Origin of the sequence: Xanthomarina sp. F1114 (assembly GCF_026410255.1) — a bacterium.
Classification (GTDB): domain Bacteria; phylum Bacteroidota; class Bacteroidia; order Flavobacteriales; family Flavobacteriaceae; genus Xanthomarina.
Genome location: NZ_JAPMLL010000005.1, coordinates 1 through 17,890, shown reverse-complemented (window position 1 = coordinate 17,890; position 17,890 = coordinate 1). Strand labels below are relative to the sequence as shown.

Here is a 17,890-nt window from a genome sequence, read left to right as displayed (position 1 = left end):
AAAGTACCATTTGTTTTCATTATGCCCCTAATGATGATTAAATGTTTATAAATAAATATATCATGAAAAAACCTACTTTTTTTAAGATCGGCATCATTGTGACTATCTTATTGATGAGTTTACAATCTATCGCCCAAAACTTCGTGCCATTTACCCCTAGATTTGACCGAACTCTAAAAGGAGATATTCGATTAATCGGAAACAATATTCTGGGTCCTTATAGTAATGCTCCATACAACGGTGGTCAATATAATCACTTAGTAAACATGATTTATGTGGATGTAGATGGAGATCCTACAACCTTTAACTCTAGTAGTGCCGATTTAGAAATTCCGAATCCAGGTTGTTATGAGATTGTTTATGCTGGTTTATACTGGGGAGCAGTAAATAATGGGGATACACCAATGACCGAGGTTAAGTTTAAAGGACCTTCAGGGAGTTATCATGATATTACAGGGTCAATAATTTACGAAGCCAATGGTACTCAAACAGGTAGTAGTTACCCATATTCATGTTATGCAGATGTAACATCTATAGTTTCTGGTCTACCTAATAACCTAGGAACTTATACTGTAGGTAATGTATCTACTGGTCAAGGTCAGACAAGTACTTTTGACCCGTATAATGGAACTGGACATTCAGCTGGTTGGTCTCTATTTGTCGTTTTTGAAGACCCTACGTTGCCAGGAAAATACCTGACTAGTTTTGATGGGTTTAGCTCTATTAATAGTTCTAATGACGTCAATGTTCCAGTATCCGGATTTACAACTCCGCCACCTCCAATTCCTGTAAGAGCCAACTTTGCTTTTGCTGCTTTGGAAGGTGATCAACCTATTTCTGGAGATCGTTTAAAAATAAACGGTTACACCATGTCGACTGCAGATCGTTCAGTAAATAACTTCTTTAATTCTTCTGTTACACAGTTAAGCGCTTTACCTGTAAATAATAGAAACCCAAATAGTACCAACACTTTAGGTTTTGATACTGGAGTTATGGTGGTTCCAAACCCTGGGAATACTGTGATAGGAAATGGAGATACTGATGCTGTTATTAGAATGGAAAGTAATCAGGACCAATATTTCGCATATTTCTTTGCTTTTGCAGTAGATGTTATCGAACCCAAAATAGTGCTTACCAAAATTGTTGAAGACGATTTAGGAAATGATATTGGCGGTCAAACTATTGGTTTGGGGCAGCCATTAAATTATATAATAGGTTTTCAAAATACAGGAAACGATGATGCTAATAATTTAATTATTAGAGATATTCTTCCTGTAAATGTTATTTATAATCACCCAACCGATTTGGGAGTTTTACCCCCTGGAGTTACTGTACAAAGTTATAATCCAGGTACAAGAGAATTAGTATTTAGTGTGGACAACTCTATTGTGGAACAAGACGATCCGGTTACTGAAATTCGAATTCATGTACAAGTGGTAGAGTCATGTAATGCGTTAAACGACGCTTGTTCGAACATTATTAACAACCAAGCTTTTGCAACTTATAGCGGGATTGAAAACCCTGATTTTGAGATTTCAGATGATCCTAGTATAAATACAAATACAGGTTGTTTAATTAAGCCTCAAGCTACCAATTTTTTAGCAGATTTAAATGATTGTATTTTTACCGAAAATGAAACTCTTTGTGGAAACACAGTTGAATTAACAGCTGCCGATGGTTATGATGCTTATTCCTGGTCAACTAGCCCAACTGGTGTTCCTGTTATAGGAACAACCCAAAGCATTACAGTTTCAGATGTTGGAACTTATTATGTTCATAATACAGCAACGGCACCTTGTCAGTCTATAGATCAAATTTTTGAAGTCACCAATTTTGGTGGGGCTACAGTTACAAACCCAGTGATTCCATTTGCCGATGAAGTAGTTACTTGTCCGAATAATGGAAAACCACTTCCTAATATCTTTTTATGTGGAGCTAACGACTTTAGATTAATTGAAACTAATATTACAGATGCATCTTCAATTGTTTGGGAACAACTAGACGAAGGAAGTTGCGCACCTGTTGGAAATACAGATTGTGCTAATGAAAACGCATCTTGTACATGGAATCAAGTAAATACTGGTCCATCCTTTAACGCTAATATTGCAGGACAATTTAGACTTACCTTGAACTATGAAGGTGGATGTTTTAATCAGTATTATTTTAATGTTTATCAGAATGTACTAAACCCAACAGTTACAAGTAATGATATAATTTGTGATACTCCAGGACAGATTACGGTAGGTGGAGTACCAAATGGTTATGAGTATAGTATTGATGGTGTAAACTATCAAACGAGTAATATTTTTACAATTACTGTTGCAAATACTTATACAATATATATTAGACAAGTAGGTGTAACATCAAACCCATGTATTTTTACGGTTCCTGATGTACAAATTAGAGAAAGAAATTTTACGGTTTCAACCATTATAACACAACCTCTATGTTATGGAGATAAAGGAAGTATAAGCCTAGCTGCAAACGATGTGCCTCCACAGTACTTCTTTTCTATTTATAACGGGGCAACTTTGGTTAACAGTGTTGGACCTATTTCAGATAATAATTATACCTTTTCAAACTTGAATCCAGGAACTTATACAACTCTTGTTGAGACGGAAGACGGTTGTACATATACCGAGGATATCACCATTATAGAACCGTCTTTATTAACTGCTACTTCGGCTTTAACGAGTCCGTTAACTTGTACAGATGGTGAAATTACAATTTATGCGGATGGAGGTACAGCTCCTTATTTCTACTTTGTAAATGGAGATACAGATTTCCAAACAGTACCAGAAATAGTAGTAACAACTCCTGGAGTTTATAATGTTTTAGTTGTTGATTCTAATAACTGTGAGACAACAACTACTATTACGGTTGAAACTTCATTAGCTCCAGAATATACGGTAGATCAGACCAATATTTCTTGTGCTGGTTCTGAAAACGGAACAATTACAGTTAATGTTACCAATCCTAATGGAAACAGTTTAATGTATAGTATAGATGGTGGAATTACCTTTGTAAATTCTAATGTTTTTACAGGACTTTCTGCTGGAGATTACGAAGTGGTTGTAGAATATACAACTGGACCAGATGTTTGTATTTCTAATCCTCAAACTATTACCATTACAGAAACAGATACATTAACAGGAACTGTAACGTTAACAGCACCTTATACTTGTACTTCTTCGGGAGTAATAACAGTATCCGATGTATCAGGAGGAACTCCTCCATATTCTTATAGTATAGATGGAGTAAATTTCCAGAGCGGAACTACTTTTACAGACTTATCTAATGGCACATATACTGTAACTGTGCAAGATGATACTGGTTGTACTTTTATTGCAGACGATATTACAATTGAAGCATTAGACCCTCCAACAGATTTAACTTTTGATAGTTCGGCATTAACCTGTCCGTTAAATAATTCAACAGTTACTATTACCGGAACTACGGGAGGTTTTGGAACTTTAGAATATCAAATAATTGCACCTGCATCAGCTGCAACTCCTTATCAAGCTTCAAATGTATTTGCTGATTTAGCACCAGGAACATATACTTTCCAGGTAAGCGATGAAAATGAGTGTACATATTCAGAATCTTATACTATTGCGCCATTACCAGCTTTATCAGTAGTGGGACAAACTACAAGTAATATCACTTGTTTTGGAGATGCTAACGGTACGGCTCAATTTACAGTATCTGGCTCAACAAGTTTTGAATATACTATAAATGGAGGAACATCGATTACAGGAACTTCTCCAATAAATCTAACAGATTTAACCGAAGGAACTTACACTATAGTAGTTACAGATACTACTACAAATTGTGAGGCTACTACTACTGTAACTGTAGAAGGACCAGACTCAGCTTTAAGTATTTCAACTACAATAGCACCAATTACTTGTAATGGTAATGGTGAAGTTGTTATTGATGCTTCAGGAGGTTGGGGTGGAAATACTTACACCATAACTTTACCTGATGGAACTGTAACTCCAGCGCAGGCAAGTAATACTTTTGTCAATTTATCTCAAACTGGAACATATACTGCAACTGTTACAGATACTAACGGATGTTCGGAGTCAACTACTTTCGATTTAGTTGTGCCATCAAGTCCTACTGCTACAATAAGCTTAACATCTGATTATTGTTACGATAGTACTAATGGAGCTACTTTAGAAGTAACAGTTTCTGGAGGACAAGCCCCTTACGAATACAGTATTAATGGATCGCCATATATTTCAAATAATATATTTAATAACTTGGTTCCAGGAACTTATACAATTACAGTAAGAGATGCTTTTGGATGTACTTTTAGCTTGCCAGCAGAAACTATTGAGCCTCAATTAACTTTAAGTACAGTTATTACTAAAGATTTAGATTGTACGGTATCGCCTGATGCCTTAATTACAGGAACTATTTCTGGAGGATATGCGCCATACACCTATGAGGTATCAATTAATGGAGGTGCTTTTACAGCTTTAGGAGCAACAGGTACACCATTTACTTATTCAACAGGAACAGATGGAACGTATCAATTCCAGATAACAGATGCTCAGGGTTGTACGGTTACTTCAGGAGTAAGCACAATAGATGAGTTAACCTTACCAGAAATTACATCCGTAACGCAGATAAAACCTATTTTATGTTTTGGAGATAGTAATGCGGCTATCGATATTGTAATTAATACAACTGTAGGTGAACCAGTTTATGAGATTAATGTGTTTAATACTACTACAGGAGTAGATTATGGTACGCAAACTTCAGGATTATCTTCAGGTTCTTATATAATTACCTTAACCGACGGGAATTCTTGTACAGATACTGAAACTATTATTATTGCAGAACCAGATCAAATTGTAGTAGATTATCATTCTGTAGATATTACTTGTGATGCTAGTGGTCAATCTCAAGGATCTGTAATAGTCGATGGAGTAACAGGAGGAACTCCTCCATATAACTATTTTGTTACTGGAACTAATGGTTATTCAAATTCAGAATTAAACGCTTCAGGATCAACTTCAGTTAGTTTTGATGTCGTTGATTTTGGACTGTACCAAATTAACGTAGTAGATGCTAATGGATGTTCGGTGTTAATACAAGATGTCCTTGTTGCATCTCCACCGGACGATTTAGATATCAATATAGATACTACTGTAGATTGTCTTTCAGGAGGAGAAGCTGTTGTAACTATTGGAACTACTTTAATTAGTTCAGGACCTTTCTACTTCAGTATTTACCAGGGACCAATTTCTGTATATCCAAATCCACCAGGATCATGGCAACCAGAAGACGCACCGGGAAGTCAATCAACTACATTTACTGGGTTATTACCAGGAGTTACCTATACATTTATTGTGTATGATGACTCCACGGGTTGTAGTTATTACGAATCTGCTACAAGTCCTGTTCCAACAAATTCTACCTTAACAGCATCGGCTGTTACAGCCAACAATATAACTTGTACAGGAAGTGCAGATGGAAATGTATCGTTTACAATAAACAGTGTTTATGGAACATCAACAGATGTTAGCTACGAGATATTCGATTCACTTTCATTAAATTCAACAGGAATTAATGGAACAGGAACAGTTCCTGCAAATGGTTCTTTACCAATAACCAATTTAGGGCCGTTACCTTTTGGACAATATTTTGTTCTAATTAGCGAAACTACAGGGCCAAATACTGGATGTAGTGTGGTAACTGTACCTTTTAATATTACAGAATCTGCTATAGAATTGGACTTAAGTGCAACTGTAGACCAGAATGCCAATTGTAATGCAAACTCTGGTGTTATTAATGCAGTAGCTACAAATGGAACAGCACCTTATGTGTATCAAATAACAACTTCGGCAACGCCACCACTTGCAACAGATCCACTATGGGATTCTGCAAATACATTTAATATGGATGCCAATAGTTATTATGTGCATGTTATGGATGCCTACGGATGTATTAAATCAACACCAGTTCTAGTTCTACCAATGGATCCATCACCTGTTGTTGCTGCTTCTGTTAGTAATCAATGTGATACTGCCGAAGGTAACTTTGAAATCGACGTTACTTTAGCAACAGCGGGAATGCCTCCATACACTTTTAGTGTTAATGGTGGAGCTTTCCAGACACAAACGGTTCCATTTACTATTGAGAACTTATCATCTGGAACTCATACTATTGAGGTAAGAGATGTTAATGGATGTGGAAACATGGTAAGTGTTGATATTGAATCTCCATTAGGAATTACACCAACAGTTACAGGAATAACCACTTGTTCTGATGATGATGGAGAAATTACAGTTTCGGCTATAGGTGGAACAGGAACTTATACGTACAGTATACTTCCTAATCCAGGTTCTATAACCTTAACAGGAAATGTGTTTTCTGGAGTTCCAGCGGGTACATATACTGTAACTATTACAGATGCTACTACTGGTTGTACAGAAGATGCTACTATTACATTAGATCCTGCAACTCCAGTTAGCTTCACTACTACAGTAACAGATGTTAGTTGTTATGGAAGTAATGAAGGAGCTATAACAGTTAATTTAGATCCAGGAAACGATAACCCAATTTACACTTATGAAATTACCGCACCAATTGTTGTTGGACCTCAAAACTCGAATCTGTTTACAGGTTTAGCGGCTGGAACATATACAGTTCAAGTAAATTCAGGAAGAGGATGTTTGGCTACAGAAAATGTTGTTATTGGAGAACCTACTTTATTAGAAGTATCTGGAGTTGCTACCGATTTTGCGTGTGCAGCAGATGGTTCAATAAACACATCGGTTTTAACAATTACAGAAGTAGGAGGAACTGGACCTTATACATATAGTATTAATGGAACAAATTATTTTAACTCTAATATTTTCGATATAATCGATACCGGAAGTGCACAAACCATAACTATTTATGTTAAAGATGCTAACGGGTGTATTGCAACTAATACTGTTAATATATTGCCTTTACCAACCTTAACTTTAGCAACGGTTACAGAAGCCACTCCAATTGATTGTAATAATACAGGATCTTTAGAGATAACTGTTACAGGTGGATCTGGAAACTTTGAATATGAAATGTTACCAGATGGAGTACCACAGGCTTCTAATATTTTTGATGTTAGTGTACCTGGAGATTACTACTTCTTAGTAACGGATTTAGGTACAGGTTGTAATATAGCTACAGCTGCTTATACGGTTGCTCCATTTAATTTAATTGATGTTAGTGCAACAGCTACCACAGCAGTAACTTGTTTTGGAGATAATAATGGTGCATTAGAGATTGATGTAACCGGATATTCTGGAGCTTATAATTATGAGGTTTTTGATAGCTCAGGGACTTCTGTTGTAGGTCCAATAACAGCAAATACAAGTACAAATCCACAAGCAATTACAGGATTAGAAGCTGGAAATTATACTGTTGAAGTTACCGAAACAGATAGTCCGTTCTGTGCAACAACTACTAATGTAGTAACTATTGCTTCTCCAACAGAGGCTCTAGATGTTGTAGCATTAGAAACTTCGAATGTAACTTGTACAAACGACTTAGGAACTATTAACGCAACAGCAACTGGTGGTTGGGGAACTTATCAATATGAATTAACAGGAGATGCTATCGTTCCTTACTCAAGTAATGGAACCTTCGAAAATCTTTCAGCAGGAACTTATACAGTGAATGTAATGGATGCTCAAGGCTGTATTGCTTCAGATACAGTAACACTTGTAATACCTGATCCAATAGATGCCATAGTTACAGCTAGTGCTACTTTATTAAATTGTTTTGGAGACTCAGACGCTACAATTGCTGCAACTAATATTACAGGTGGATTAGGTAGTAATTACTTATATACATTAAATATGCTTACGCCTACAAGTAGTACGTCAGGACCTCAAAGTTCTCCTGTCTTTGAAAACTTAGGAGTAGGAACTTATCAGGTAGTAATTACAGATGCTTATAGCTGTAGTTTTACTTCTCCTGAAATTGTAATTACACAACCTACGCCGGTGCAAGCTAGCTTGGTAAAAGCGACATCGCAAACATGTTTAACAGAATCGACGCTTACTTTAAGTGCAACAGGGGGAACAGGAACATATACCTATAGCAACAATAGCAACTTTACACCTATTCTAGGAACTTTCTCAACGTCAGTAACGTTTACAGTTCCTGTTGGAACACACGAATACTACGTGCAGGATGCTAATGGATGTGTGGCTGTTGTATCTAATCAAATTATTATTGATCCGTTACCAGATTTAACTCTGGATCTGGATGTAACCAATGGGTTTATTAACTGCGCGGGCGATACAACAGGAGTTGTTGTTGCTACGGCTTTAGGTGGACTAGGAAACTATGTTTACACATTACAAGACGGTTCAGGAAACATTATTCCTGCTACGCAAAATAGCCCTGGTGTTTTTACAGAATTAGCGGCAGGAACTTATGTAGTACATGTGGAAAGTGGAGATTGTGAAAATACAACTGCTCCATTTGAAATAACAGAACCTATGGAGGCCTTAGATGCTCCATTTACAGTTACAAATGTTACTTGTTATGGTGCCAATAATGGAACTGTAGTTATAAACGCTACCGGTGGAACAGGTATTATTAAATACGCTATTTCTCCGCAATTGAATCAGTTTTTTGATACGAATGTATTCGAAAACTTAGAGCCTGGAGATTACGAAGTTATTGTACAAGATGAATTAGGTTGTTATGTAACAATCGATTTTACTATAACAGAACCAACTCCAGTAATCATTTCAATAGTACCGGGATCAATTTTACCAGAAGTTTGTGATGGCGATTTAGATGGTGAGTTTAGTATTGATATCGCTGGAGGAACACCTCCTTACTCCGTAAGTATAGACGATTACAACGGACCTTATACAACAGGAACTGCAGGACAAACTCAGTTTGATTTCACGAACTTAGGTGGAGGAGATCATATTGTTTATGTACGTGATAGTCTTGGATGTGAATCTGAATGGAATATTACATTCCCAGAATCTGTATTAATCAATCCGTTAGTTGAAATTGACTACACCTGTGTAAATAATGCCCAAGGGAATGTAGTAACAGTAATTGTTGACGATAGTATTACAGATCCAAGTGAATTAGATTATTCATTAAATGGAGGTCCGTACCAACCAAGTAATGTATTTATAGATGTGGTTCCTGGAAACGGACACTTTATAGATGTTAGACATACAAATGGTTGTATACAAAGAACCCCATTATTTGATATTATGGGATACGACCCATTAACACTTGTATTAAACGACGGTGAAATAAACGAAATAGTTGCTGTGGCTACCGGAGGTTCTGGCGGTTATCAATACACTCTTGATGGTGTAGACTACGGAAGTACTAATGTATTTGTTATTTCAGAATCTGGAACTTACACTGTAACAGTTACAGATAGTAATGGATGTACAGTTACAGCTTCAAGACATTTCGAATTTGTAGATGTATGTATTCCAAATTACTTTACACCAAATGGAGATGGAAACCAAGATGGTTGGGCACCAGGATGTACAATCCATTACCCAAATCTTGATTTCGATATTTTCGATCGCTATGGCCGTAAAATTGCCACTTTAAGAATAGGTCAATCTTGGGATGGAACCTATAACGGGAAAGAACTTCCAACAGGTGATTACTGGTATGTGGTTAGACTGAATGATCCTAAAGATAATAGAAGTTTTGTTGGACATTTCACCTTATATAGATAACCATAAACAGTGATTATTAAAAAACAAAAACGAATTAAAATGAAAAAGCTACTTATATTTTCCCTGTTTTTTGTCTTAACACATAGTTATAGTCAAGAGTTAAATCTACCCGTTTTTACACAATATTTAGCAGATAACCCATTTGTAATTTCCCCAACTTATGCGGGAATAGGAGATAATCTGAAAATTAGAGCAAATGGACTAACCCAATGGGTTGGAATAAAAGGAGCTCCAGATAACCAATCTCTTTATGCCGATTTTAGAATTGCAGATCGTTCGGGAGTTGGAGTTTCGCTATATAATGATAAAAATGGATACACCTTACAAAAAGGATTAAAACTGTCTTTTGCTCATCACTTAATATTAGATTATTATTCCAAGCAGTATTTATCTTTTGGTATATCTTATAATTTAAATAGTTTTAGAATTGATATTGATAAATTTCAACCAACCTACGAAACACCAATTATAGATCCAAGAGTAACAGACGACAGAGCTAACTCTAATAATAACTTTGATGTGGGAGTTTTATATAGAAATAAAGGCTTCTACTTTAGTTTAAATGCTAATAACCTATTGCCAAAGGATATTGACGATTATGTAGGTATTGAACCTGATTTACTTTTAAACTACCAGATTTATACGGGACTTATTATTCAAAATAAAAACAACAAAAGTTTAGAAATAGAGCCTTCTCTATATTTCCAGTATTTTGATAGTGATAACCGTTCTAGTACAGATATAAATATCAAGGTTAGAAAGTTTAATAAAAATGAAGATTATTTTTGGGGTGGAATTTCCTATCGTTTCCTTAACGACCAATTTATGAATCCTTTAAACCTTGGACCTATGGCAGGAATAAAGAAATCTAATTTCTATTTTGCTTATGCATATCAAGTTACAATTAACGATATGGCTGGGTATAACTCCGGAACCCATATGATAACTATAGGATTAGACTTCTTACAAGGTATTAGTAATTGTCCTTGTACTCAAAGTCCATTGCACTAAACGGGAGAACTTTATGTGCTAATCGAGGTTGAAAGTATTTAAAACACGAAACAAAAGAGATATTATAACTTAAATAAAAAAATTGTAGCATCTGGAATGATGCTTTAGAAATTATATAAAAAGAGGATTGAAAAAGCTAGTCTAACTTGAATTCTTGTGGGTTTTGTTAGGCTAGTTTCTTATTACGTACCACTAATTAAGCTTAGTCTATTAAGAAAGAGAAATAAAAAGTTTCTAAATTAAAATTGTTACTTAGAACATCATCGACCAGGATAAAGCAAAACCATTTGTATTTGCACCTACATCTTTTAATGTAAGCGTTGTACCATAAGCTATTTTTATGGCTTGTGTTTTAAATATTGGCATTCCGGCAGAAAGTCCACCTAAAAAATTACCTCTTTCATCGTGTTTACGTTGTCTGTTAACAATAGAATTTCCTCCCAGACCATAACCAAAACTAAGGGTTGTCCAGATTTGATGCTTAAATAGTCTGGTAAGATGTGTTTGCACAGCAAAAAGTGGTTTCTGTTCTTTTGTTTTACCTATATAAAAGTTGTTGTTATTGGTATAGATAAAAACAGAAGTAGATAACTCGTAAGACCAAGGACCCCACTTATGTGTCATTCCCAATTGAGGTCTAAAAACAAACGTATTAGAACCAAGATTTAATAATTTATCTCCATAATATTGTCCAAAGGGAAAGCTAACAGCTAAAGAAGCTCCAACTGTTGTATATACTGGATTTTCCTTCATAAACTCTTGCATTTCTTTAATAGTCATTGCTTCAGGACCAATAAAGTTAACAGAAAGTCGCAATCTGGGATCCGCAAATCCTGTTCTAGTTATAGATGTTTCTTCTCCTTTTAAAAGTCCTTCCCAATTAGCAGAACTAAAAGGAATTAATACATCTATACGGGCTTGTTTGGTTCCAATTCTAAACGGCCTAACGTATTGTATGGCCATAGAATTTATAGATACCTGAGCGTTTTCTGCCTGCAAAATTGGATCAAAATCTATTTCTCCAAAAACATGATTAAATCCAACTCCAATTACTTGAGTTCCAAGAGGCATGGAGGTCCATCTTCTAGGTTCAATGTCTTGCGAAAATCCAGACTTAAATATTAGAAGTAGTAAAAGTAAATAAGCATTCTTACTTATTATTAAAATCGTTGTTTTCATTTATAGATTATTATTAATCAAATGTAAACAAAGTTTAAAGCAGATAGTAAAACAAACTTATTTAAGTTGTCATTTTTTGCTTAAGATATTTGCTTTTCTAATAAACTGAGTACTTTTTTCTAAGTCGTTTTTTGTTAAATAGCTAACACTAACATATAATATAAAAGAAATAGAAATTCCAATAAGCGCTTGTTTTGCCGATGCAATTTCCCAAGCAATTGGTAAATCAACACCTAAAGCAACCAACAAGTTATATGTTGAAAAAATCAAGCCAAAAACCATAGAAATGGTTGCTGCAGTAGATGTTCCACGACCCCATATAAATCCTAAAACTAATGGAACAAAAGCACCACTTGTAAGAAAATCTGATGCAATCCATGAAATAGTTAAAACAGATTGAATTTTTAAGGCAATTAGTAGAGCAATACCTGCCATAAAAATTGTGGATAGTCTAGCAATTAGCACAGAGTGTTTTGGAGTGGTTTTCGGATTAATATATTTTTGGTAAATATCTACAGTTAAAGAAAGTGCTCCCGTATTTATAAGAGAATCCATAGTAGACATTATTGCAGAACACAAACCAACAAAAAGAATTGAACTTAGAATAGGATTGGAGAGTTTACTAATTATATCTGGAACAATTCCACCTGTTGGAACAACATCGTACATTACTGAAGAAAACATACCTGTATAAGTAACCATTAAATACAAAGGAATAAAAGCAAAGAAGCTAAAGAGCATCATTTTTTTAGCATCTGTTGTTTTTTTAGCTGCCGAAATACGTTGCCATATATTTGCCTGAATCATCCAAGAAGTACCAAAGGTTATTACATAGGCTAGATTATCTGATACATTAGAGAAAAAGTTAGTATAACCAACTTTTGAATTATTAATAGCCATTAGTTTAACTTGTTCTAAACCACCTGCGTGCGAATAGGTATAGTAAAATAAAAATATGCCTGTAAAAAGGAAAAATACAAACTGTAACAAATCTGTAAGTACTACACCTCTAAATCCGCCAAACATAGAATAGGTTAGTACTATTAAAGTGCCAAGAATGGCTCCAGATTCGTAGCTCATATTAAAAAATGCATGAAAAAATCGGCCCATAACAATTACCTGAACAGACGAGGCAATAATCATAAAAATAATAATAAATATAGTAAGCATTAAAGATACCGTGTTATTGTATCTCTGGTTCATGAGCTCGGGTTGTGAGATTGTTCCAACATTTCTTATACCTTTAGCAAATAGATACATTAAAGCAGTAGCAATTAAAACCGGAACACCATAAATCCAAAAGGAGCTCAAACCATTGTTATGAGCGTGGTCTACTAAATCTATTGCCGATCCACCTCCCCACCAAGAAGCAATAAAAGTAATAGCCAATAACCAAGCAGGAAGTTTTCTAGAAGCTAAAAAATAGTCTTCGCTAGAAGTACTTTTGCTATTCCATAAACCAACCACAATAATTGCAAGAACGTAAATTGTTAAGAAAATAATAGTTATAGACGTACGGGGCATATAAAGAGGTATGTTTAATTTTAACTCTGCAAATTTAGTGTTTTCTAGTGCCTAGAGACTTTATCTTTTAAAAATTTAAGTCATTTAATTTATAGGTTCACCCTTTATATTTAATTAATAAGTACAAAAGCAGAACATAATTTTGGGTAAAAGAGGAAAGAAGACATGAACTTTAAAACTTGTTTTATTTAGGGTTTTTAATAAACAAGAAAAAAGTAAAATGTGTTTAGAATGACAGTTGTTTTATAGAGATTACAAAATGTTATAAAATTTTAAAGCCACTCAGTAAGAGTGGCTTTAGGGTAATAAGTTATTGTTAGGAAGGTATATAATATGTAAGCTATAAATATTAAAAATATTCCAACTTATTACCGTGTAATCTTAAAATAATAGAAGACTTAAGTTTTTTATTATTTTAATAGCTTTAGATTATTCTTCTGTATCAGAAATGATAATAAATTTGGAGCGTCTATTTTCTTGATGTTGCTCTTCAGAACATTTCACACCGTTAGAACATTCGTTCACTAATTGGCTTTCGCCATATCCAATAGCACTTTCTATTCTATCTTGAGCAATATTTCTAGAATATAAATAATCTCTTGTAGATTTTGCTCTTCTATCCGAAAGTTTCATATTATAACTATCCGATCCACGGCTGTCTGTATGCGATTCAATTTTAATAACCATATTTGGGTGTTCGCGCATAACAGATACAATATTTTCTAGCTCGTATGCTGCATCCGCTCTAATATCCCATTTATCAAAATTAAAGAAAATAGGGTTAATTACAATTTCGTTATAGTCAATTAATGGAATTAAGAATAAATCGCCATTATGTACTTTTTCGTGTTCGTTGGTTGTTTCTAAAGTAATTAAAGCATCTCTGTAATCAGGTTTACTACCAAGAATTTTATATGTTTTGTCGCAATCAAGTTCATAAGAGTATTGTCCTATTTCGTCTGTAGTTACCTCTTCAACAATTTTACCAGATTCGTCTATAAGTTGAACAGTTGTTAAAGGTAGAGGTTCTAAAGTTTTGCTGTTTCTAGCAATTCCTTCTACTTTTTGTTTACATTCATATACGTTAAATTGATAAATGTCATCACTTCCTTTTCCGTCTAATCTGTTAGAAGAAAAGAAACCTACTTGAGTATCTGAATCAATATAATAAGCAAAATCGTCGTAACCGCTATTATATGGAGCACCAAGATTAACAGTTTCGGCATTTTCGTCTTTAATATAATCTGATTTAAAAATATCTAATAATCCTAAGTTTAAAAATCCATCTGAAGAAAAGTATAGCGTACTATCTTTAGCTACAAAAGGAAAACCTTCACGACCTTCTGTATTTACTGTTGGACCTAAATTGGTTACTTCACCATAAGAGTTGTTACCATTTACGGTTACTTTATATATATCTGTTTGTCCGTATCCACCTTCACGATCTGAAGAGAAAAACAAGGTTCCATTATCCGGACTTAAAGCGGGATGATAAGTAGAGTAGGAGTCGTCATTAAAAGGTAATTCGGTAATATTAGACCAAACACTATCCACTAGAGTGGCTCTGTATATTTTTAATTGTACAGTACCTTGCTTATCCATTTTGGCTCTATTTCTTTTTCCAACGTTCATTCTAGAAAAATACATAGTTTGGCCATCGTTAGTTAAAACAGCATCTGCTGTATGTACATTGCTTCTACGAACACCTTCGAACTCTATTCTTTTAACATCTGATATTTCTTGCTCCCCATCTGTAGAACTAATAGTTGCTTGGTATAAGTCTAGGAAAGGCTCGTTATTCCATTTATAAATTTTATTATCTGTATTTCTAGACGATGCAAAATAAATAGTGCTATCGTGAACAAATGCACCGTAATCTGAATAATTAGAGTTAATAGAAAGGTTCTTTACATTTGCTAAAGTACCTTTTGTAGATGCTAATCTTTCGTATAAATGTAAATTGTTCTCATCTGCTTTTCTAGCTCTACTATCGTTATTTTGTAGAGATTTAAACTTATCTAACCAAGTATCAGCTGCTTCATAGTTTTTTAAACTACGTTGTGTTTGAATATACTTATAGATGTATTCTGGTTCCACACTAGAATATTGTTCCAATGCTTTTCCATACCATATAGCGGCTTGTTCAGAGTCGGAGTTGTTGTAATAACAATCTCCTAATCTAGTAAGGACATGTTTGGTATCTTTTCCGTTATCTACTGCTTCTTTATATAACTCAGCTGCTTTTAAATAGGCATAGTTATCAAAAAACTTATCGGCTACTTTTTCTTGAGCGAAAATGAAAGCACTAGTTAATACGAGTATTGTGAATATGAATTTTGTTTTCATGCTGAAATATTTTTAGAAGTATCTAGGTGATTTAATTCTTTTAGGTTTAAACAATTCGAACATGACTAGAATCTCATGTGTTCCTCCAGTATAACTGTTTAGATCGGATAATGGATATTCGTATGCGTATCCAATTCGGAATTCTTTAGAAATCTGAAAATCTACTATCCCGGCAAGGGCAGAGGTATTCTCGTTAATTCTATACCCTCCACCAAGCCATAGTTTTTCGTAGAATAAGAAGTTAGCCGTTAAATCGAATGATAATGGAGCACCATTGGTAGCTTTTACTAAAAAGGCAGGTTTTAATTTGGTGTTTTGACTAAGTGTGAAAACATAACCTCCAGTAAAGTAATAACTAACACGCTCTAGTGCAGCAATGTCCTGATTGTTTTTGCCTTTGGTATAATCTGTATTCAGAATTCTTGGAGCAGAAAGTCCTAAATACCACATTTGGGAATGCCAGTAAATTCCAGCTCCAACATTTGGACTCCAACGGTCTTCTACGCCATAAATATTTGGATCTTGTCCGTCGGGATCAATAGCGCCTCTATCTAAACTATATCCTGTAAAACCACCTTTTATTCCAAATGCAAGCTTCGTGTTATCACCTGTTTGAATGGTATAAGAGAAATCTGCATATAGATAAGAAAAACGTTCGTCTCCAAGCTTATCATTAATAAATGATAATCCCAATCCAATTTTTTCATTTCTCAAAGGCGTGTTTACCGATAAGGTTTGAGTTACCGGCCCACCGTCTATTCCAACCCATTGGCTACGGTGTAAGCCTACGATACTTAAAGTCTCACGGCTTCCAGCATAGGCCGGATTTATAGAAATTGTGTTATACATGTACTGAGTAAACTGTGGTAATTGTTGTGCAACTCCAACCGTACAACTCAATACTGCCAAGGCAACTATGTAATGTTTAATAGGTTTCATAGGTTATAGTTTTATTATTTGGTTCCTAGGTAGATGTAGCCTGTAAAAGGTTGTAATCCACTATTTTTTAAGTTTAGTATATAATAATATGTTCCGTTAGGTACTTTATCTGCACCTCCTACAGAGCCTTTAGATGTTGCACCATTCCAATTGTTTTGGTAGTTATTTGATTCGTAAATCATAGCTCCCCAACGATTAAATATTTTCAGGTCCATTACAAAGCCACAAGCCTCTACACCAGTAACTTCAAAGTACTCGTTCCATTGGTCACCATTAGGGGTAACCGCTTTCGAGATTACTACAGCTTCCGAACCACAATCTAATACAATACAATCATCGTTTACATTAATGGTAACTTCCGTAGTACTTAAACAACCGTTACTAGCAACTGTATAGCTAAATACATAGTCTCCAAGTTCTACATTTAATGGATCAAAGTATTGACCATCTAGGTTTGCATCTCCTGAGAGAACAATCCAAGTTCCTGAAGTGTCAGTTCCATAATAGTAATCGAATAAGTCAATAATCCCATCTTCTGTACATCTACTGTCATTTTCTGTAATAACAGTATCTGTCATGGTTACATAAACAATTTGAGAAGCTGTTCCAATATTATTACAAGAGTCACTAAACTCCCAAGTCCAGATTATTTCGTAATCACTGTTTGTTCCATCATAAGAATTGTCTTCGTTAAAATGTGTGATGGTTATATCATCTGAACAATCATCAAAAATTAATGTTGGTGCACTAGGAACAACATCACAGTTCACTGTAATATCAGATAAGTCGTTTGTTACCACCGGAGCAGTTGTATCTATTACTGATATAGTTTGAGATACAGACGAACTGTTTTCACAAGCATCAGTAAATGTCCAAGTACGCGTGATTACAATATTACAAGCATCTGAATGATCCGTTGTTTCTGAAACTGTACCAACAATCTCAGCGCCACAATTATCCACAGCTGTTAGTTGAGCAGCAGCAGGGATTTCAGTTCCACATTCATAAGTAACATCTGCAGGAGCTTCTGGAGCTACAGGAGCAGTTGTATCTATTATTGTGATTGTTTGAGAAACAGACGAACTGTTATCACAAGCATCAGTAAAGGTCCAAGTACGTGTAATTGTTATATTACAAGTATCTGAATTATCTGTTGTTTC

At 34.8% G+C, this 17,890-nt stretch carries 7 protein-coding genes; 2 read left to right on the top strand and 5 right to left on the bottom strand.

Annotated features, from left to right (window positions below; genetic code table 11):
• The first annotated feature begins 62 nt into the window (after positions 1 to 62).
• Both OS188_RS04960 and OS188_RS04955 read left to right on the top strand, forming a co-directional pair.
• Positions 63 to 9,731 (top strand): T9SS type B sorting domain-containing protein, encoded by a 9,669-nt coding sequence (locus OS188_RS04960; RefSeq protein WP_267147722.1) that lies wholly within the window; start codon positions 63 to 65, stop codon positions 9,729 to 9,731.
• Positions 9,732 to 9,770: 39 nt separating this feature from the next.
• Positions 9,771 to 10,742, top strand: coding sequence for a PorP/SprF family type IX secretion system membrane protein (locus tag OS188_RS04955; protein WP_267147721.1), 972 nt, complete (start codon positions 9,771 to 9,773; stop codon positions 10,740 to 10,742).
• Positions 10,743 to 10,994: 252 nt separating this feature from the next.
• On the opposite strand, the gene OS188_RS04950 is transcribed toward OS188_RS04955, so the two are convergent.
• The 5 genes from OS188_RS04950 to OS188_RS04930 form a co-directional block, all read right to left on the bottom strand.
• Entirely contained in the window at positions 10,995 to 11,921 is a 927-nt protein-coding gene (locus OS188_RS04950; protein WP_267147720.1) for a transporter, read from the bottom strand.
• A 69-nt stretch (positions 11,922 to 11,990) separates the two neighbouring features.
• Positions 11,991 to 13,445: a sodium:solute symporter family protein gene (locus OS188_RS04945; RefSeq protein WP_267147719.1), complete on the bottom strand. Its 1,455-nt coding sequence runs from the start codon at positions 13,443 to 13,445 to the stop codon at positions 11,991 to 11,993.
• Between the two features lie 429 nt (positions 13,446 to 13,874).
• Positions 13,875 to 15,791 carry an OmpA family protein gene (locus OS188_RS04940; protein ID WP_267147718.1) on the bottom strand — a complete coding sequence of 639 codons (1,917 nt, stop codon included), beginning with the start codon at positions 15,789 to 15,791 and terminating at the stop codon, positions 13,875 to 13,877.
• Positions 15,792 to 15,803: 12 nt separating this feature from the next.
• Positions 15,804 to 16,730, bottom strand: a complete 927-nt coding sequence (locus OS188_RS04935; RefSeq protein ID WP_267147717.1) for a PorP/SprF family type IX secretion system membrane protein — start codon at positions 16,728 to 16,730, stop codon at positions 15,804 to 15,806.
• A gap of 14 nt (positions 16,731 to 16,744) precedes the next feature.
• Positions 16,745 to 17,890, bottom strand: a 1,146-nt coding sequence (locus OS188_RS04930) for a T9SS type B sorting domain-containing protein (RefSeq protein ID WP_267147716.1), incomplete at its 5' end; no start/stop codon positions are given.

Coding starts and splice junctions, on each gene's coding strand:
- OS188_RS04960 (WP_267147722.1), top strand. CDS start 63: ATGAAAAAACCTACTTTTTTTAAGATCGGCATCATTGTGACTATCTTA.
- OS188_RS04955 (WP_267147721.1), top strand. CDS start 9,771: ATGAAAAAGCTACTTATATTTTCCCTGTTTTTTGTCTTAACACATAGT.
- OS188_RS04950 (WP_267147720.1), bottom strand. CDS start 11,921: ATGAAAACAACGATTTTAATAATAAGTAAGAATGCTTATTTACTTTTA.
- OS188_RS04945 (WP_267147719.1), bottom strand. CDS start 13,445: ATGCCCCGTACGTCTATAACTATTATTTTCTTAACAATTTACGTTCTT.
- OS188_RS04940 (WP_267147718.1), bottom strand. CDS start 15,791: ATGAAAACAAAATTCATATTCACAATACTCGTATTAACTAGTGCTTTC.
- OS188_RS04935 (WP_267147717.1), bottom strand. CDS start 16,730: ATGAAACCTATTAAACATTACATAGTTGCCTTGGCAGTATTGAGTTGT.